We start from the raw sequence: 20,085 nt of genomic DNA, 5'->3' as shown, positions 1-20,085 counted from the left end.
CCCATCTCCTCTTAATTGTTCGCTAATGCATTGCCAGAAATAGAAATGTTGCGCGCGCTTAAGGTCAGGTTAGTGCCGTTAATGGTAATATTGCCAGCCCCATCAATTTCGATGCTGCCACGCCCTTGCACCAATTGAATAGACCCTTGACCTTGCGTTGATAACGTCAGGTTGTTACCACTACTTAAGGTAATTTCACCGGCGTTTGCGCTCATCTCGATGTTGCCTTCCTGGCTGTGAACATTGATCTCTTGGGCTGCTTCCATACTCAATGCTTGTGTTGCTTCGAGGTCAATATCGCCATCCGTTGCTTGAATTTTAAAGTTTAAGTCCGCGGTTAAACGGATCCCCCGCGCACCGTGCAGTTCAAGTTCTGCATCTGTACTTTGAATCGCAATGCGATCTGCGGCTTTGACGGTCAGCTCGTCTGAGGCGGTGACATTGAGATTGCCACCCGCTTGCATAGTCAGATCTTCTTGCGCCTGCAAGCGCATTTCTCCTCGGCTAGATTGCAACATGACCTTTTCTTGTCCATCGGTTGCATCTAACAGCAAGCTATTGTCATCACTGGCCGTGGCCACTTTTATTTTGCGCTCTCCCTCTTTGTCACTCATCACCAGCGTATTGCCAGCACGGGTCACAATTTTATTTTCATAGGGATTATTGCTGCTCACAGGGCTTGGGGCTTGGGCGTTATAAAGTGCACCTAAGATCACCGGACGATCCAAATCGCCATTTTCTCCACACACTAAGACCTCTGTGCCTTGGGTGAGCGGAAAGTGCATGCCATGGCCTTGACCACCATAGGTTTGTGTTAATCGGGTTGGTCTGCTTTGCTGGCCTTCGCCATCTTGGTTAAAAGGCAGTTTGACTTGATATTGACCTGTCTCATCCACCTCTTGCTCAATGGTGGCGTTAAAGGTGGCAAAGACCCGTCTTTTTGGTCTGGGCTGGGCACAATAATCTTGCGCAATTGGCAGTAACACGGCCTGATTTTTATAAGTCAGCCCAGTAACTTTGCTGCCATATGCCACGCTGCCAGCCTGACAGCCTTGATGGGACACATGAGTCACTAGGTATTCACCGGAATAACTGGGATGATCAGTGACTGTTAAGCACACGCCCGGGCGCAATGCTCGGCAGTCCGTATCTGCGATCAGGGTTTCTCGTTGGCAATCTAGGCTGCGTTGATGCACTTCAGCTAAATCATTGCCATCACCGTCACTGGCCAAGTTGTCACCAAAATGCGCGCTTTCGCCAAAGCCGCTAATGTCAGTGTTATTGCGGCTACTGCCCTGTATCTGGGCACCACGCTCGTAATGGCTGTCGTAATAGCGCACTTGCTCGCTGAGCATGGTGGCTTTTTTAGAAAACGCGAACACGCTTTCGCATGTGCGCACCTGCCCACTCGGTGAAACAAAAGGCAAGGTGATCTCTTTAAGTGGTCTGGCAAACTTGTCGCTCGACTCACAAATGGCCAGCTTGGCAATGCCATAGTCAGTTTCTCGCCAGCCGTATACATAGCCGTATCGGCGCATTAAACGAGTGATAAAGTCGTAATCACTTTCGTCATATTGCACCACCATATCAAGCGTTGGGCCGCTGACTTGTAAGTCGAGCTGAGCCGATGGGAAATCACACTTTTGCAACACGCTTTGGATGATCTGTCCGGGGGTCATATCGGTAAATATCCGGTTTGAACGGTGCTGCTTAAGCTTTGCAAGGCCTGATTGCAAAGTTAAGGTATACACAAACCCCTGATGAGACTGACCATGGCAAATATAATTGGTTAAAAGCCCGGTCACGGTGAGATCTTCAGTGCTCCACGCAATGATCAAGCTGATGTCTTTGCCGATCAATACATCCGGCTCCACCAGCTCTTCGCTCAGTACTTGAATGTCAAATATGCAATCATCACACAAGGCATCAAGATCCGCTTGAAAGGATTGCACCTGAAACAGCGCATCACTCAGCCCCGCAATTGTCACCCCAAAGTGGCTTTCATCGGCGCCGGTCAGTTTCCCCGCATCTAGTCCAAACATGGTGCTGCTCCCTCAATTAGGCCAGATCGGCAAATACAGCTTCAATTTGCCCGTCATCATTTAAGGTTAAAGTCAGCAGATCTGGCATATCTTCTTCGCTCAAAAAGCCTAAAATTGAGCGGGCAACACCCGGTAATATTTGCTGTTCTATGGTGGCATTAACCAAGCGAGCGCCGCTGTCAGACAGCGCACATTGCTTTGATAAATGGCTCAATACACTCTGATCAACCCGCAGTGTAATTTGATGATTTTCACTTAAGCGCGCAGCCACTTTCTCAAGCTTTAAGGCGACAATATTCTCCAGTGCATCGCTGTCTAGCGGCTTAAATGGGATCACCTGCATACGCGCCAATAATGCAGGCGCAAAATGATTCAATAGCTCAGGCTTAATCAAATTATTGAGCTCAGATAGGCTTGGCATGGTCCAAGGCGCTTGCGCCTCTTCCTCGCAGCCCTCGTCAGCGGTTGGCGTCTCATCTGCTTGCTGGTTTAACAAGCCTTGCGCCTCATTGATGGCTTTGGCTAACACGTCTTCGTCGTCTTGATTTGGCGCACGGCACGCCTTGGCGATTTGCTCAGCGGCGATGTTGGAGGTCATGATGATCACGGTATTTTTAAAATCAATTTCGCGGCCTTCGCCGTCGCGCATCATGCCCAGCTCAAACACCTGATAAAACATGTTTAATACATCTGGGTGGGCTTTTTCAACTTCATCAAGCAGCACCACAGAATAAGGACGCTGGCGCACCGCTTCGGTCAACACACCGCCCTCACCATAGCCCACATAACCCGGTGGTGAACCCTTAAGCTGCGACACCGTGTGTGACTCTTGGTATTCGCTCATATTAATGGTGGTTAAAAACTTATCACCGCCAAATAGCACATTGGCCAAATGTCGAGCGGTTTCTGTTTTACCCACCCCAGATGGGCCACTGAATAAAAACACCCCAAGCGGGCCTGAAGATGCCGATACCCCAGCTTTGGCCACACGCAATGACTGCGCCAGCGCACTTAGTCCTTGCTCTTGACCAACCACCTGCGCACCTAAGCTTTGCTCAAGCGCAAGGAGGTTTTGCAGCTCATCTTTGACCATATTGCCCACTGGGATCCCCGTCCAGTTAGCAATCACTTGTGCCACGGTATCTTGATCAACTTCGCAAAAGACCGCATTGCCCTCTTCGTTTAACGATTTCAATTGGCGGCGATATTCTGGCAATTGGCTTTGCTGTGCACTGGCAATCGAGGCATGGGTGTCTAGTTGCTCAGCGCGGCGCGCTTGCATTGCAGCAAGCTCTGATTGCGCTTGGTCAAGTTCAGCGGCTAGCTCTGCACTGACCACATCGCTCTCAATGCCCAGCTCTGCCTCTTGCTCTAATCGCACCAAACGCTCGGTCAAATAGGTGACACGCTCTTGGGCATTTTCGATGATCACAGGAGAGGTGGCGGCGCCCATTCTCACTGCTGCTGCCGCAGTGTCGAGTACATCAATGGCTTTGTCTGGCAACTGTCTGCCCGTGATATATCGCGCCGATAAACTCACTGCCGCTTCAATGGCGCTGTCGGTAATATGAATTTGATGGTGTTGCTCGTACTTTTCTTTAATGCCACTCAACATCAGTTTGGCATTGTGCTCGCTGGGCTCGTCTACTTTTATCAGCTGAAAGCGTCTTTCAAGGGCGGCATCGCGCTCAAAATACTGCTTGTACTCGCTCCAAGTAGTGGCCGCCAGTGTACGCAGCTCGCCTCGCGCCAGTGCAGGTTTCAGTAAGTTCGCTGCATCGCCCATACCGGCATCGCCACCAGCGCCGATCAAGGTATGCGCTTCATCAATAAAGAGAATGATCGGCGTGCTAGATGACTTCACATCGTCAATCACTTGCTTTAAACGGCGTTCAAACTCGCCTTTTACCCCAGCGCCCGCTTGCAGCAAGCCCATATCTAACACCATGATCCGCACACCCACCAATTCATCTGGCACCGTTTTGGCAACGATGCGCTGTGCAAGGCCTTCCACCACCGCCGTTTTGCCAACCCCTGGGTCGCCGACAAAAATCGGGTTATTCTTGCGCCTTCTACACAACACATCGATTGCCAAACGGATCTCTTCGCTGCGTCCCAGTACCGGATCAATGCCGCCACTGGCCGCTTTTGCGGTTAGGTCTTCACAAAATGAGTCCAATGCCGTTTGCTCTGTATCTTGGCCATTTTGCTGCAAAGTGCTCGCTCTGCCCGTATCCACAGGTTGAAACGCCATGCGCTCAGTCGAGCCTTTGCAAATTTTATCGAGATTGTCTTTTAAAAAGTGAATATCGAGCTTATCAAGCTCTCGCGCCAACCCAAATGCAGGGCTAAACGGGACGAGATCTTTAAACGCATCAAGCAAGGCAGCCCCAGTGATCCACTCACTGCAGTGCTTCACATTAGCAGTGAGCCAAGCACGCTCTAATAATTCATATAAACGACGGGAAAACACAGGTTTGCCCTGATTGGCTGCGTCTTGTTGATTAATAAAGCCGAGCGCTTCGTGCCACAGAGTATCTTGGTCAATTTCAAAAAAAGGCAGAATTTTAGCCACATCACCTTCGTGGTGATCTTCCATCAGCTTAAGCAGTAAATGTTCTGGCAAGACTTCATAGTGCTGGCGGCTAGCGGCAAAGCCTGCCGCTGCTTCAAGCGCGCTTGCGGTATGTGCGTTTAATTTATCAATAAGTTGCTTAATGCCTGTCGCGTCCATTTTATTTCCTTGCGATTTAAAATTATTCTGACTCTTTCCTACTTCAGAGCGCGCTCTGAAGACGCCTATTTATGACTGATAATCACTGTCTAAAAAGTTTCTTTGCGCAATGTGCGCTTCTACAATGCCCATACAACTGCTGGTGCCAAGCTCACACTCCCCCAAGGGCACTGGATGCTGCTCTTTCACCTCAATTAAAATTTTGACCTGCCATGCCATTTTGCTGCCGGTATGCCACGTCAGTAACTTATGCATTTTTTTACCTTCGTCGCCATTGGGAAACAACGCGCGAGCCTGTGCTTCACTCAACGGGCCAATATCAATTTGCACACGATTACCTGTGATCAATACCTGCCCGCCCAGCAAGCTGTCTTGGCCTAATGTGACACTATTCTCAGCGCTGATTGGTGGTTTTTCTGTGACTTCTTGCCACTCCACCATGTTGTCAGCAATTTGCAAATTCGGCTGTTTTAGCCCTTGGCGCAGCACTTGTTGCAAGCCAGCTGCACTGGTTTGGTTGGCGCTGGCTAAGTTGAGCTTGCTGCTTTCGCCTTGGCTATTTTCATAAATCGCCGCCACCATTTGGTCAAATTGACGCGCGCCGACGCCCGCTAAATTGATCTGTGATTTTTTCCAAGCTTGGTACAACTGGCAGTACAAAATATGATTAAAAATATCTAAAAATGCCCGTGTACGTGCGCCCATTTCTTCATCGTTAGCGGCCTGCTCAAGCAAGTAATGGGGCATGGGCGCATCCACGCCATACAAGCCCAAAAATGCGGTTTCTAGCTTCAGCTTACCGCGCTGGCTGAGCAGCAATTCGCAAGCGCGAATATCCGACGCTGGAAAGCCTAACTCTTTGAAGGTGCTCACCAGTACACGTTGGCTTGCGCCTTGCTCTAACTCTCCCTCCATCGCCCAATGCTTTTCGATTAACGACATGGCCTTAAACAAACTAAATTGCCATGGCGCGTCCAGCAATGCGGCGATCGGGGCGGGCAGTTTGGCCCAAATTGGGTGTTTTTTTTGCTCTGTCATGGCTATATCTGATAACTCTCGCCGGAACTTATCTGCCAACACCAAGTGTGGTAGCTAGGTACGCATGTCACCTTGGTTTGCAAACACTCGTTAATGGGCGCATAAAGCTTAAAAAACTGATGCAATACATCACAAAAATGATAAGCATCTGACAAGCACACAAACTGCTTCTCATTGATGGTCAAATGAATTTCTAGCCCTTTCACAAACACCCCTTTTTGCAGCATTGAAATGGGCTTTGAGTGGGCATCAACAATACTGGCGATCCGGCTTTGGTTTTCTGAGCGCCCTGACCAGTCAAACAGCGCTAAGAGTTTTTTTAATTGGATCGGATCGGCAAGTTGAGAAAAGCGCATATTTAATAGGCCAATCAACAGCCAGTGTTTTTGCTGTTTGGGGCAGTGCAGCATCTTGCTTGGGCGGATCACATTTTTCATCGTCAGCGCAAAAGGGGCATTGGCTTTGGGAACATGAATGTCGCCCTCTTTTAACAGTTGCCTTGGCCACACGGCATTGTGTGCCAGGGTGCTCGCTGACAGCGTTTGCACAGCATCAATATCATCCATGGAGATCTGCACATACACCTTGGGGGCAGCGCCGCCTGTGTCTTTGGATACCAAGCTGTAAAGGTGCTTTTCGTCTTCAAATACACTGGTATAACGAGACTGAAAATCAACGCTCTCTCCTGAGCTGCGGTTTTTCCCCTTGAGCTCAGTGACCTCAAAGCAAAATGCCTCTGCGGACTTTTCTTGTATTGGCGTAATCGGGTATTCGGTTTGATTATCTAAGCAGCGCATTGGCTCTGCATCACACGCAAACAAATTGACTGCGGGCACACAGTTGAGCATGATATTTTCATGGCTGACTTTATGCCCAGGTGGCAGCTTCACTTGGCTGGTTATCTCAATATCGAGGGTATTGAGATTGGCGTCAAACTTCAAAAGGTGGAAGTTATTTAGCTCTACAAAATAAAAGCGCTCACGACTATTAAAGTAATCAAGCAGTAGCGCGTAGCCCGGATGGCACTGATCACTGTTGGGTAAGATACCAAACTCGCCATGACCAAAGGCACTGCTCACCGATGACTTAGGGAGCAGCTGGGTGAGTTTGTCAAAGTGACTGCCATAACTGACTTCAATGTGTTCGCTGGCGTTGGTCATTAAATGATATAAGCTGGCACACAGTGGCGTGTCACCACACAAGTAAAACCGCAACGATTTTAACTCATAGTCACTGACCACACCTTGGCCCAAGCGTTTGAGCTTTAAACTTAATTTGGCGCCACTGTGAAACTCCTGATAATCCACCGCATACACTTCAAACGGAGCAATCGGTGTATCGGTCGATGTGGTAAAGTGGCATACCACTGGGGTGGTTTTATCCCCATGAGAGCTAATTTGCGTACCCGATTCGACCGTTGTGGCCCCTTGCATCGTCATCTTAGGGGTAAATTGCATAATGGTCGTGGACGGATAATTACTCAGCATCAGCGGACACACTTGTCGCAATACTTGCTCCGAGACTTCTGGCAATGACTCATCAAGGCGCTTTTGCGTATATGCCGTCATGTAGGCAACGCCTTCTAATAAACGTTCAACATGCGGATCGCGGTCTTTGAGCGCATCAATGTTAAGCTGCCCCGCATGCTCTGGATATTGCTGAGCGAACTCCTTACCAGCTTGTGTTAAGAGACGCATTTGCGCATCAAAATACTGTTGCATATCCATGTTTATTCGTCCTTGATCTGAGTATCTACATCGGCTTTGCCGCCTGATGCAAAACGGGTATTCAGTCGAATGATCTCACCGCTTTTTAGCTCTGCGCGAATATCAAAGCGGATCACGCAATTATGTTCTTTAATCTCCACTGGGCGCACAACAATATTGGCAATACGTGGCTCGTATTTTTCTATGGTTTTTTTTACTTCGTTGGCCAACGTATGTTGTGAATAAGGCAGTCCCTCGTAAATATCTTCTACATCGGGTAAACCATAATCTTCTAAATGCCCCAACACACCGCGCCGAGCGTTGAGCAACTGCGTTAGATGCTCACACACACTCAATGAGCGCGTCGCTGTTTTATTGGGGTTATATGCTTGTTGTTGAGACTGCGCCAACAGATCAAATAAAGCCATATTGCGTCACCATGGAGTTGTTTAAAAAGAGGCAAAGCACTGCTTTGCCTCTGATGAGTGGTCTTAACGACCCTCAGTCCAAGAATCAGAAAACTCAATGTTTCCGTCTAGGTAAGTCCAGGTGATACGCTTATAACGCATGTTCACTTTTTCAAGATGCGGATAACGCTCTTTGTCCAGATCTTTTACATTGTGCATGGTTGGCGTAATAGATGTGATCTTTACATCTTCAAGCGTGTGGCGGAAATACTCGCGCTCAGTACCCGTGTCATCAATACGGTACCACTTAAGCTCTAATTGCTTTAGTGTTTGACCATTTGAACACGCTTTGTACAAATACGGTGTAGATGCATCCACCGCTTTTGTGATGATGAAAGGTTCGTGCTTACGAGTCCCTGTTAGCTCTCCTGTGTCATTGTCCGTTGGGATACGGAGTTCATGGTCAAAGTGTAAAATTTCAATTGACCCTTCACGCTCAGCCACAGTGACTGAACCTTTTACTTCATTCCCTTGGTCATCCTTTAACCACAAATACGCTGGAATTGCCATTTCTATATTCTCCTTTTAATATAAGTTGTTTCCTGATAATTAATGGCATCGCTCTAACACCGCATTGGCTGTGTTAGATCCCAAAAAAAGCGCCACGCTTCATGCCAATTTGGGAACATGTCCTGGGTTGGTTGCCGCCAATCCAGGGCAATTTCTACAACTAGAGATACCTACTTCCCTGCAAATACGTATGTCTAGATGCACACTGTGCCAAGCAAACCAATTAACAACGATGCAATCTGCAAAGCTTGTCAGAAAGCGGCTATACCGCTTTCAAATACGCTTCACTGAACTCATGTCTGGTTTTCATTTCTCACCAGGCATTTGCCCCACCAGAGCGAGGCGTACATCAATACCTTCAACTTGGAAGTGCGGCACCACATAGGTGCTGACTCGGTAATAACCCGGATTGCCGGGGATCTCAGCAACATTGACCTCCGCATCTTTCAATGGGTGTGTCGCTATCAACGACTCATCAGGGTTGTTCATCTTAGTAACTAAAGCGCCCAACCAATCATTGAGCTGCTGCTCAAGCTCATGTCTTGGCTTGCTCGAACCGATGTTTTCGCGCTGCAATACCTTCATGTAATGAGCAATGCGCGATACCAAGTAGATGTATGGCAAACGTGAGTTAATGCGGGCGTTTGCAGAGGCCTCTGGCGTTTCATAAATTTGTGGTTTCTGCGCACTGTTTGCCGAAAAGAAACACGCAAAGTCAGAGTTTTTATAGTAACTCAGTGGGATGAAGCCCTGATTCGCAAATTCCAGCTCCTTGGTTTCGGAGATCAGGACTTCTGTTGGGATCTTAGTTTCTTGACCACGGCCCGCTTCAAATGAATGCAGCGGTAAATTCTCTACGCGTCCACCTGATTGCGGCCCGCGAATGTTCACTGACCAGCCATTTTCGTGGAAGCTGCGGATCACATTGGCTGCAAAGGCAAATGTGGCATTACCCCACAAATAACGCTCATGATCTTCACTGGTCACTTCTTCTTGGTAATTAAAGTTGCGAATTGGGTTTAAATCCCCATACGGTAAGCGCAGTAAAAACCTTGGGAACGCAAGGCCAATGTAACGTGAGTCTTCAGACTCTCTAAAGTTTTTCCAGCGCTGGAACTCAGCACGTTCCATGTAAGAGCGTAAATCTTGGATCTTAGACACTTCTTCCAGTGAATCTTTCAAGAAAAACTTCGAGCCAACACTGGCTAAAAATGGGCAATGTGCGGCCGCAGACACGCGCGAGATCTCTTGTAAAAGGGAGACATCCGGCGCTGAGCAGTCAAATTCAAAGTTAGACACCATGGTTGAAATTGGCTCCCCCCCCGGCGTGTCATACTCAGCCGTGTAGACCTGTTTGTATAACACAGACTGTGTGGTATCTGGTGACTCTTCAAAATCATCACGCAAGGTTTCTTTATCTACATCTAATAGCTCAACTTTAACGTTGGCATTATTCGGACAGCGATTAATTAAATAGCGTAAAGAGCGCCATGCCGATTCCACTTTTTGAAAGTTCTCATGGTGTAAAATCTCATCTAACTGTTCTGAGATAATACGGTCAACTTTGGCAATGTAATCATCCAGTAGCAGCTTATCGATGCGGGATACTTGCTGACCATCTGAGCTTGCCATGTCTAAAAAGACGTTGATGGCCGCAGTTAAACGCTCATTGGTATTGGTTTCAGCCAAGTTATTCGCATCTCTGAATGTATCTATGCTGATCTCACTGCCGACCGGATCAATATCCACCAAGTCACAAATGGCTTCATACGTAGAAACCGCTTCGATTTCTTCTGCGCGTGCAGCTACATTTAGGTTTTCTTGCATATTCATAGGGTGTCCTTACTCCTGCGGTTGCTTAGGCTGCTTGTCTTGTTCAGAGGCAAGCGGTGCCAGCTCATCCAATTTCGCCTTGAGTTCATCGAGCTCAGGTTTGCTCTGTAAGATGCGCTCTAACTCTTTTCTCAGTGATGAGTTATCCAATAGGTTTGATTTCAAATCCCGTAACAAGTTACGCATCGACATCATTTTGTTGAGCTCAGGTACCTGTGCGGCAACCTGCTCTGGGTCAAAAGATTTAAACTCGTCAAACTTTAAGTTCACGCTGATATCGCCATCGCCTGCAATGCGGTTGCGCACCTGAAATTGCGCCTTAGGCGAGATATCTTTGAGTACTTGCTCGAGGTTATTTTTGTCGATCGAAATACGTTCACGTTCAGCTAAGTCAGCGTCATTTTGACCATTTGAATAGTCACCAACGACCAGCACTTTCATTGGCAGCTCACTTTTTTGTGTGGCGCCATCCGTGTCCAGCTCTAGCGCGATATTGATCCGCGCTCTGGGTATTTCTTTTTGAAATGTATCTGTCATGCTCTTCCCTATTGTTACTCTTTACGCTTTCCATAAAGAAAGGTCATCGTGTATCGATTTACACCCAGTCGATCGCTGAGCTCACTTTGGTTACCAATAGCTGCGACTCAATAGCAGCCACTTGTAAATCAAATTCATCTCCTTGTGTTTGAGACATCTCCTCAAAGCATTGCTTGGCGAAGCGCCAAACGTCCATTGCAAAATCCTCTTGCCACAAATCAAGGCGATGAGTTTGAATATCTGACAGCAATTGCTGAAAAATCGGCACTGCCAAGCTGGCCCGTTCAGCTCTCAGTAGCAATCGCCCTTGATGAAGGCGCGCACAAGCTTTATCAAAGGCCGTACTCATAGGCTGAGCATCTATCAGCTGCAATGCTTTTTTTAGTTCGTTATCATCCACCAGCTTTTGTGCTTCACTCATCGCCGCCTGCCACTGCTGCTGGCCAGCGTCTTGGCTTTGTCCGCCTTGAAACAGCGCGTGCTCTTGAATGCGCTCACGATTTGCCGCGCTGCAAAAGTCACTGCCGTCTTCATATTTCAGCTGCAACAATTTAGGAAATTGCTGTGCAATTGCCGCTAATTGCAGCTCCAACCAACCTTTTAAAGTGGACTTTGATAGCCCTGCCAACGCATCCAAGGTGAACTTTTGTAAGTCCAAATTAAAATGCATGGCCCCTTCCATAAACAGCGCCTCCGCTTTTGCCAGCGCTTCGGTATATTCTTCGTTTGCCAACGCGTTTTTTATTGGTGCAAACGCGGTTTCTCGCGGTGCGGGCAAGCGTGTTTTTAAATTATCGTCATGAGGCGGTAAGGCCAATGCGCCCCAGCGTACTGCACGTGCTAAGTGCATGGCTCGTGGCCAGCTTTGCTGCGCTCTATCATGCTTTAACAAAGTGCGAACCTGCGCCATATAATCGCTGTCTGAGTCTATTGCTTGCGTTGTCACCTTAGGCGGTACCACAATAGGCTCCGCGGCCTTGGTAGCTACCGCCGCAGGCTCGGGGTCAGCGACAGGCGCTGGCTGCGGCTGCTCTTGGGTAACTGGTTTTGGTTCAGGTTTAGGTTCTGGCTTTGGCATCGGCTGACTGATCCTGCCTTTTTCACACCACGCCCCTAAATCTGCCAAAGGACCAGCTTGGTCATCTAAAAATGGCACAACCTCTTTGGCATAAATTTGCAATATTTCATCGAGTGTTTGCCAATGCTCAGGGGTCGTGCCGCCAATGTTATCCGCCACACTGAGCAAACGCTGCTGTTGCTGCAAGAACCACGTATGCACTGATGCTCGCGCTCGCGGTTTTTCAGGGTACAGGGCATTATCAAACTGCTTTACCAAGTCATTAAACAACCCCAAGCTGGGCAATAAACCATTGATCCCAAACTCTTGTGTGGCTGCTAAACACAAATAAGATGCCACCCGTAAATCTTTGGTTTTTTCAGCCAGTAACTTGCTAGAGATGATAAATATCTCTTTAAAATCAACTTCTGACGCGCCTGATGATGAGGCTTTCACACATTTAAAGTCATCGTCATAGCGCACATCTTCACCGCACTTATCTGGCTCAAATTCGCTCAGAAGTGCGCTGCTCCACGCTTGCCAAGACGGATAACCATGTGGTTGTGTCATTACACTTTGCTCCAGCTACGCAAGGTATCAAACACACTCATATTGGTGGCTTTTGCCAGCGCTAATGCTTTGCTTGATACCGGCTGATTGTCATTGAGCTTGGTAAAATCCATCACCGTAGAGCCTGTTGCTAAATCAAGCCAAACCGATGCAAAAAAAGAGGCAGGCACTGGTCGGCAATACACCACCAAAGAGGCTGAGCAGCTGAGCTGTCCAAAGTTATAAAAGCACCAAGGCTGCCAATGATTATCTGCCACTGTATTGGTGATCAAATGCAGCCAAAATGCGGCGACCAGCTTGCTGTCATCACCCAATTGTGGCATCGGTAACTTGATCCCAAATTGGCTACGCTTGCAGCCCTGCGCCGATAAGCCTTTAAGCGCATGCATCAACTGCTCAATGAGTGCGCCGCGCTGCTCAACAGTCGATAAGCCCAGTGCAAACCAGATGCGCTCAATGGGTTGCTTTCTTAGCGCTTCCATCGAGGTATTAAAGTCCAATTCCTGATCGCACATCTCACCCAAAGGCTGTAACTCATGTGCTGTTTTTTGCATCATCTCTAAAGTGCTCGCACTTTTGATCAGCTCATGGTTTAAAATCAAAGAGCGAATAATGTTAAAGCGTTCATACAATAAAAACGCCGGATGCGTTTTAAAGTCCGCATTACTACACAAAATAAATGAGCTAAATGGATACTGCCTGCCGCTTTTGTCTTGGCTTGGCTGCAATACTCCCATCATGCTGTTGTCAGCCTCTCCACCAGCAATAAAAAACAGCGTTGTCAATTGATCGTCAAAGTGACTATCGCCTTGCAACGCACTACGGCATACATGGGCGTAGCCCTCTTGCAGCCAATGATCCATGTTGATGACTTCACGCGAGTCTACGTGATACTTCACAAAATCGGCTTGTATCGGGCTTTTGCCCATAAAGCCAAAAGGCAAGCTCACCGGTACCTTGTTGGGTTTTTTATTGGAAAAAAAGCTGAACATACTCATCCTTTAGTGCACCTGCTTTGCTGCTTGACTGGCCAGTTGCACACGGCCTGTGAACAAGGCTTCTGGCAAGGCAAAAGACGACATAAAGTACTTGCTGAAAATACCGCTATTGCGACTAGATTTAAGCGCTACCTGTACCTGAATATGTTCAGGTGCTTCGCTGCTTTCTTCTTCAGGCAATAGTAACTCCCACGTCGCCATATACTCTGTGCCTTTAACCCATTTAACACGTGCTTCATTGAGTATTTTCAGTAACGCCCAAGGGCCGTCTTTTTGGATCTCGATCCGATTGCCTTTGCGGTCCATGCCATAGATGGTCGCCTTTTCTGCCCCTGTTCTTGCGGGCCAAGTAAATCTGCGCCACTCTTCTGGTTCATTGCGATAGCGGTAGCTTTGGTCGCTATAACCTATGTAGGTTTCACGCACACCGCGCTGCGCAACAGGCATCATTTGGAAGCGGATCCCCACTTCAGAGCCCTCTCTTGGGAACAATGAACGCGTTACTTTGCGCGCCTTGGTTAATTTATCCAGCACGGGCTTGTCAAAACCAAGACCGATGCCATTCCAAGTTTTTTCTACCCACACACCGCGTTTAAGCTTTAAAAACGGTGCCAAGTTTGCATCCATAAATTCCCAAAAAATACCGGAGTCGCGATTAAGTAACTCAGAGATGTCCTCAACTGCGGCATCTGGCCCAGTTAAGTTAAATGGGTATTTACCTTTGAGGTTATCCTTGTAGCTGATATACACATTGTTGTACCAACGGTCGTTCAGCTGACTTCTCGCTTCGTTCATCACGGTTTGCACACTGGCTAATAGCGGCGCTTTTAATAGTCGCTCCAGTACTTGCTTGCTATCTGGGTCAAGCGCTCTCACTTGGCTTTCTACCACCACCCACGCACTTTGCAATGCGTTCTCTTTGTCTTCACCCGTTAATAGCGAGCGTGAAAATGCCATCGCCATGAAGTCATCATCATTACTGGCTGCGATGCCTTTGATATCCGAATGGAATGCACTTAATGCACCCAAATATTGCTGCAGATAGTCTGAGATCTGTGCCTCTTCAGAGACTGAGGTATAGCGTCTTAAATCCGCGAAACGCTGTGCCAATTCAGGCACTTTTTTGCTGCTTAAGCTCTCAAGCCCTTTGCTGTTGCCAAGCAAGGTATCTGACTTCACTTTATCAATGATTTTCTCACTCACGCCACTGAGCTTTTCAGGCTCTTGTAACGGTGCATTACTCAAGTTTATGTTGGCGTCTATGGCCTTCATTAAATCCACCAAAGGCCCTTGCGTAGAAGACAGTTGGCCTAAGGTTAGACTGGCTGCGTTGCTGGTATTAAATGGTCTTACTTCAACTGCATTGATGAAATCAAACCACGCCGTGGCGTACTCTTTAAAATATAACGCCCGAATAGCGCTGGCCAGTTCATTGGCTTTGGCTTCATCAATGGCACCTTCAGCACCTGCTTGCTCAGTCCCCATCACCCAATCACCAGAAAAAGCAATGTTTGCGCGACGTTTTATCTCGCTGTATACCTCTGATTGCCATGCCTTTTGAGTAAAGACATACGGCACAGTCAACTCACTTTTCAAAAAGGTTTTATTATTTTGGCTCATCATTTGATCGAGCGTCAGCTCAGGGTTTGAAACGGAGACTTTGTCCTTGATCTGCCCATAGATCACATCAGGCTGCGGATCTGTAGTTAAGTTGGCTCTGGCCTGTGCAATGAGGTGTTCCTGTGACGCCCATACATCCAGCCCTGGCGCTTCAGTGTCTTGGCGTAATTGTGCGATGTAAAAATTAACCAAGACACGCATCTTCTCTGTGGTTTGCGCCGTTTCATCCGCCTCAATGTCCAACTCTAAGCGCTGCGCGACCATACTCAAAATGGCATTGCTCACAAACCCATGATCTAAACGCGCAAACTCATCACTCATCATCAGCTGAAACTTCATTAAGTTGTAATAGCTGTCTCGCAGTTGCGGCTCAACACGTTTGATCACTTGTTCTTCAGCCATTTGCAAATCTTGCCACTGGGTATGTGAACTGGCTAAAGCCGTTGCAATTTGCTGCGCTGCAGGTCCACCAATTAATGATTGCACGCGCTGCTGCAAGATATGTTTAATCGGTGCCTTGGTGGTGTCAGCTGAATACACGCCCAATAGAAAGTACCAAGGTAACTTCTGCTCATACGCCTCTAGCGTTTGGTAGTGCTCAAACAAAGCCAACACGGCATTAAACTGCTCAACCTCGGGTTGGTGCTCCACACTGGTGGCAATCACGTGCTTACTCAACAGCTCACCGGTATCAAGCAATTGCGTGTTATGGGTATAAGAGTTAAACAACAACCCAGACATCAAGCCAATCGCTGTGATGCTGGTGCAGATTGCCAAGCCTTTAACCCACTTTTGTATCTTGCGCTTTTTGCGGTTACCCTTAGTGAGGTCTTGCAGTTTAAACATCACGTCATTGAAGACTTTATTGACAAAAAATGCGCTGGTTAAACTTTGCTGACGATACTCAAATAACACGGAGCGGAAGGTCGCCAGTTTGGTTTTAGAGCTACGCTCAATGGGCACCCCTTCTTGCGTGCCTGAAGTAAAATAGACACCCGCAAACCAAGGGATCTCTTGAAATGGATTTTCTTTGAATAAGATCTCAACAAACTCGCTGACCTTATCAGATGCCGCTTTAAACTGATTTGGAAAGTCGTAAATAAGCTGTTTACGCTGGGTATCGCGCTCGCGCGTCATCTTGACCAATCGCTGCTGACACAGACGCTGATACATACTCTCCATTTCAGCATTAAAGGTGTCGCATGCTTCATCGCTGGTTGGCGTTTGATTTTTATCCAACAAGTAAGCGCCCCAGGGCTGCAAGCGCTCTTGCTCTGATAGCTCGTTAAAAAACGGCTCAAACCCGCTAATCAAATCAGTTTTGGTAAACACGATATAAATCGGAAAAATAATTCCAAGTTGGTTGATAAGTTCGTCAATACGAGTACGAATTTGCTTAACATGGTCTCGTACTTGTTCAGTATCTGAAGTTAAAATATCCGCGATACTGATGGCGACCATCACACCATTGATGGGTAATTTAGGACGGTTTTTCTTAAGCAATTTTAAAAACGACAACCACTGCTCTTTGTCGCGCTCTTCAGTGGTATAGCGGCCTGCCGTATCAATTAAAATCGCTTGATCAGAAAACCACCAATCACAATTGCGCGTACCGCCAAAGCCCTGAATATGCATTTGATTCGATTTAGAATAGGGGAAATGCAGTCCAGAATTGGCAAACAAGGTGCTTTTACCGGTCGCAGACGGGCCGATGATCATATACCAAGGCAGCGCATATAACGCCGTATTGCCCCGATATCCAGCGCCGAGGTGAGACGCCTTTAATGCAGCCAAAGCGTCTTGCATTTTTTCTTTAATTTCCGCCACTTCCGCTTCAGAGCTGGCATTATGATTAGCCAGTTCTGACGCCAACTTATCACCAGATCGCTTTGCCCACAGCCAACGCACAAACAGCACCAGCATAAAGACGACAAAAATGCCGCCCATCAACCAAAGTCGCTGATCCACCCCCCCTAAGCCAATGAAGCGGCCGCCAAACCAAGCCAAACTCAATAAGGCAAAAAGTCCTATCCATTTGGCCGTTGCCCGTGAAGAAAAGAAATTAAGTAAGAGGTGAATTAAACCACTTTTGTTAACTGAACCCGCCATAGCACTACCTAATATTCCCTGTTTTTTCTAACTGCGTTAATACAGCAACCTGCTGCTCAAGCTCAATAAACTGCTCGTCTGCTTTGCCTTGCAAATATTGGTGAAAGCCCAAATACATCAACAGCAACACTGCCACGGTGATACTGAAGATCACCCAATAAGGAAGCCTTCTGCCCAATTGCGTCACAACATGCTCAGCAGGCATACAGGTGTCTGATAAATTCAGTGGTACTTTGCCTGATAGCTCTTCCAACTGGGCGCGCACATCCAACATCAGGGCTTTAAGCTGCTCTACACCCTTAATTTTATAAACCCCTTCAAAACCCAGCTGCATACAGACGAAATACACTTCAATAACCGCACGCTTGCTAGCACCGGCTTGACGAATGTGAGTCAGCTTTTCAAAAAACGCTTCCCCAGCTCTTGAATTACCAAACAACTCAAGTTGCAATGGACGAGCCATCCAAGCCATTCTTGATGCCATTTCTGAGGCCATAATTTGCTCATCAAGATAGGCCGTCAGTGCAAATTTGGCTTCTTGCATATCAATTGCGGTGATCCCATTGGTGTAACAGTCGCGCTCAAATTCATCAAAGGCATTCAGCGCTTGCTCACGCAATGCCTCGATGTCTGTTGACTGGCACCCCCCTTGTCGGACCGAGTGCACTATGTCTAGCACAGGCGAAATACAGGCCAATAATTCAGTGTGTGTTGATGTCCTTGTCATAACCGTCATTCACTCCTATTTGGTCACGCTCACCAATTCAATTTGTACGCTTTGCAAACCGTATGGCACAAAAATTCGCATTGTCAGCTCTTGTTTTATTTGCGCCCATGCCGTACTAGAGGCATTGATCTTGAAGTATTCATAGCCGCCTTTGAGTGACACCTTGCTGGGGGGTCTTTGGCAGTGGGTCAACTCAGCGCCGCCCAGCGCTGAGGCGATCAGCATTTCAATTTGTGACGATGCGGCAACCTTTACTTGGTCGGCAAACAACTCTATCCACTGTGTTGATTCATGCTCAAAGAAAGCCGCTAAATAGAACTCATTATTTCTAAACTGATCGGCTTCAAAGCCAGTGACTTCAAACATCGAGTCAGAGAGCTTTTCAAGTGGTAAATTATCGGAGCGCTTGGTACTAATACTGCCGATAAGCTGTTGTATTTGAGATTCAAAATAGCCAAAGATTTGCCCTAAATTGTCATGTTGATAAGGCGGTATATCTATCTGTTGTTCTGCCTCAAAATGCGCCAACTGAGTCAGTAATGTACTCATGGCAATGTATATGTCTTCTGGATGGGTATACTGGGACAACAGTAAGTGATTCAGATAAGGCATATTTGCAGACATGGCTTGAAGCAGCATAAATTGCTTTAAATCACTGGGGCCAAAATCTTCAACGACGCCCATCTGTGCACGACTTGATTGCAGCGCTTGATACTTGGCGTTTAAAATGTTGCCTGTGCTATTTAGCCGACAAAATGTTGGTGCATGGACACGCACGTTAAGCAGTGAGGGCACAAAATGTGTATCAAATGCAAACTCGCCTTGCTCATTGATTATCACCTTTGCACACTGTAACTGTTCAATAAAGCTTTGGCTGGATGAGCTTTCAATCAACATCAGTTTGGGCTTAGCCACCATGACCTCTTTGCCTCGTGCAGGGTCATGCTCATCTTGTAACTCTACAAATTCACATTGGTAGGCACTGAGTTGGCCATTTTGCGGATACCCTTTTATGTCACTCACTGCATGATTGGTTGCCAGTGCTAAACTCAGCGTCACAGATTGCTGACCGTCATCGAGCTCATAAGTGAGCGCATCTGAGTCAGTAAACGACATTTCGATTAATCGGCCACTTTTGAAAATAACGCTGACAGCCAATAGTTTAACCACGCCTTTTGCAATGGCGCTTTCATCAAATTGCAGGCGATAAAACCCATAAGGCACTTTTTGCGATAAACGACTGCGCGCGGCCATTTCACTTTGTAAATGTTTATCCAAGTGCTGAAAATGCTGCTGACTTAACATCACACCTTCAGCCCAAACAGGCTTAAATGACAGATTATCGAACATCATGAGCTAGTCTTCCGCGCCCGGAACATGTAATGCATTACTCTGGATTTCAATATCAAGCGACGTTGATAATGGCACGGGCCAATCGTTTAAATCATAGTACGTGCGCCAGCGGCCATCTGTGCGCTCGCGAAAAAGCGCGACAAAGCCAACAAATTTTGCGGAATCAGCTCGCTCGAAATTGATTTTTAGACGTTCAGAGGGGTTAATGGTGCGCTCTTCAACCGTGATCAGAGAGCTGGCTAAAATAGACCTATCCTCTTTCCACAGCTGTTCAAACGTCGCGTTTCTAAAGGCTTGTACATCAGTGAGCTGATACACCTTTAACACCACAGGCAATGGCTCATCAAACTTATTTAAGTTTATGTTATCGGTCGCCTGAACATCTAATTTAACCTGAGTCGTCATACATGCAGACAAACTTAGCAGCGCCACAAAACAGACCATCAACCTCGCCATGATTTTATTCCTTGTAGTGATTAACTCAATTTTTATTGTTATTTGGCGCAGGCGACAGCCACAGTGTTTGATGCCAGTCCAAGGTGCCATTCACTACGCTAGCCTTAAATAAGTAACCACCCATTCGTCTTATTTAAAAACCATGTCATTTAGCTATCTTAAACTTCAACACCAATGCTTGTTCAGAATCAAAAAGCAATTATAAAGAACTAATTAATGTTAATTAATTGATTAAAAAATTACCCATATTTGTACCCTTGCCAAAAATCGACACAGACAATACATAAAATAATTCTCCAGATCAAACCATTTAATCAAAAATAAAATA

14 protein-coding genes are annotated in these 20,085 nt (G+C 47.1%); all 14 read right to left on the bottom strand.

The window, feature by feature from the left end; genetic code table 11:
* Window positions 1–11: 11 nt before the first annotated feature.
* The 14 genes from JF50_RS17285 to tssJ all read right to left on the bottom strand — a co-directional run bounded on the left by JF50_RS17285 (window position 12) and on the right by tssJ (window position 19,757).
* A complete protein-coding gene (locus JF50_RS17285) occupies window positions 12–2,042 on the bottom strand; it encodes a type VI secretion system Vgr family protein (protein ID WP_039610629.1) in 2,031 nt (676 codons plus the stop codon).
* Between the two features lie 16 nt (window positions 2,043–2,058).
* The gene (gene tssH, locus JF50_RS17280; RefSeq protein WP_039610628.1) at window positions 2,059–4,776 is read right to left on the bottom strand and encodes a type VI secretion system ATPase TssH; all 2,718 of its coding nucleotides are present in this window, start codon (window positions 4,774–4,776) and stop codon (window positions 2,059–2,061) included.
* A 69-nt stretch (window positions 4,777–4,845) separates the two neighbouring features.
* Window positions 4,846–5,814, bottom strand: coding sequence for a type VI secretion system baseplate subunit TssG (gene tssG, locus JF50_RS17275; protein ID WP_039610627.1), 969 nt, complete (start codon window positions 5,812–5,814; stop codon window positions 4,846–4,848).
* Window positions 5,815–5,816: 2 nt separating this feature from the next.
* Window positions 5,817–7,541, bottom strand: a complete 1,725-nt coding sequence (tssF, locus tag JF50_RS17270) for a type VI secretion system baseplate subunit TssF (protein ID WP_052262396.1) — start codon at window positions 7,539–7,541, stop codon at window positions 5,817–5,819.
* A 2-nt stretch (window positions 7,542–7,543) separates the two neighbouring features.
* Window positions 7,544–7,948, bottom strand: coding sequence for a type VI secretion system baseplate subunit TssE (tssE, locus tag JF50_RS17265; RefSeq protein ID WP_039610626.1), 405 nt, complete (start codon window positions 7,946–7,948; stop codon window positions 7,544–7,546).
* A gap of 63 nt (window positions 7,949–8,011) precedes the next feature.
* Window positions 8,012–8,497, bottom strand: a complete 486-nt coding sequence (locus JF50_RS17260) for an Hcp family type VI secretion system effector (protein WP_039610625.1) — start codon at window positions 8,495–8,497, stop codon at window positions 8,012–8,014.
* 306 nt (window positions 8,498–8,803) lie between these two features.
* Window positions 8,804–10,330: a type VI secretion system contractile sheath large subunit gene (gene tssC / locus JF50_RS17255; protein WP_039610624.1), complete on the bottom strand. Its 1,527-nt coding sequence runs from the start codon at window positions 10,328–10,330 to the stop codon at window positions 8,804–8,806.
* A gap of 9 nt (window positions 10,331–10,339) precedes the next feature.
* Window positions 10,340–10,867: a type VI secretion system contractile sheath small subunit gene (tssB, locus tag JF50_RS17250; protein ID WP_039610623.1), complete on the bottom strand. Its 528-nt coding sequence runs from the start codon at window positions 10,865–10,867 to the stop codon at window positions 10,340–10,342.
* A 58-nt stretch (window positions 10,868–10,925) separates the two neighbouring features.
* Window positions 10,926–12,494, bottom strand: a complete 1,569-nt coding sequence (locus tag JF50_RS17245) for a TssA family type VI secretion system protein (protein WP_039610622.1) — start codon at window positions 12,492–12,494, stop codon at window positions 10,926–10,928.
* Complete coding sequence (tagF, locus tag JF50_RS17240; protein ID WP_039610621.1) at window positions 12,494–13,486, bottom strand: type VI secretion system-associated protein TagF; 993 nt, start codon at window positions 13,484–13,486, stop codon at window positions 12,494–12,496. Before tagF ends, JF50_RS17245 begins: the two co-directional genes overlap by 1 nt.
* A 9-nt stretch (window positions 13,487–13,495) precedes the next feature.
* Window positions 13,496–17,221: a type VI secretion system membrane subunit TssM gene (gene tssM, locus JF50_RS17235; RefSeq protein ID WP_039610620.1), complete on the bottom strand. Its 3,726-nt coding sequence runs from the start codon at window positions 17,219–17,221 to the stop codon at window positions 13,496–13,498.
* Between the two features lie 4 nt (window positions 17,222–17,225).
* Window positions 17,226–17,948, bottom strand: coding sequence for a type IVB secretion system protein IcmH/DotU (icmH, locus tag JF50_RS17230; RefSeq protein WP_039611038.1), 723 nt, complete (start codon window positions 17,946–17,948; stop codon window positions 17,226–17,228).
* A gap of 15 nt (window positions 17,949–17,963) precedes the next feature.
* Window positions 17,964–19,301: a type VI secretion system baseplate subunit TssK gene (gene tssK / locus JF50_RS17225; RefSeq protein ID WP_235423462.1), complete on the bottom strand. Its 1,338-nt coding sequence runs from the start codon at window positions 19,299–19,301 to the stop codon at window positions 17,964–17,966.
* A gap of 3 nt (window positions 19,302–19,304) precedes the next feature.
* A complete protein-coding gene (tssJ, locus tag JF50_RS17220) occupies window positions 19,305–19,757 on the bottom strand; it encodes a type VI secretion system lipoprotein TssJ (protein ID WP_152614575.1) in 453 nt (150 codons plus the stop codon).
* Window positions 19,758–20,085 lie beyond the last annotated feature (328 nt).

The organism is Pseudoalteromonas luteoviolacea, from assembly GCF_000814765.1.
Taxonomy (GTDB): Bacteria; Pseudomonadota; Gammaproteobacteria; order Enterobacterales; family Alteromonadaceae; genus Pseudoalteromonas; species Pseudoalteromonas luteoviolacea_H.
This window is presented reverse-complemented; position numbering and strand designations above follow the sequence as displayed.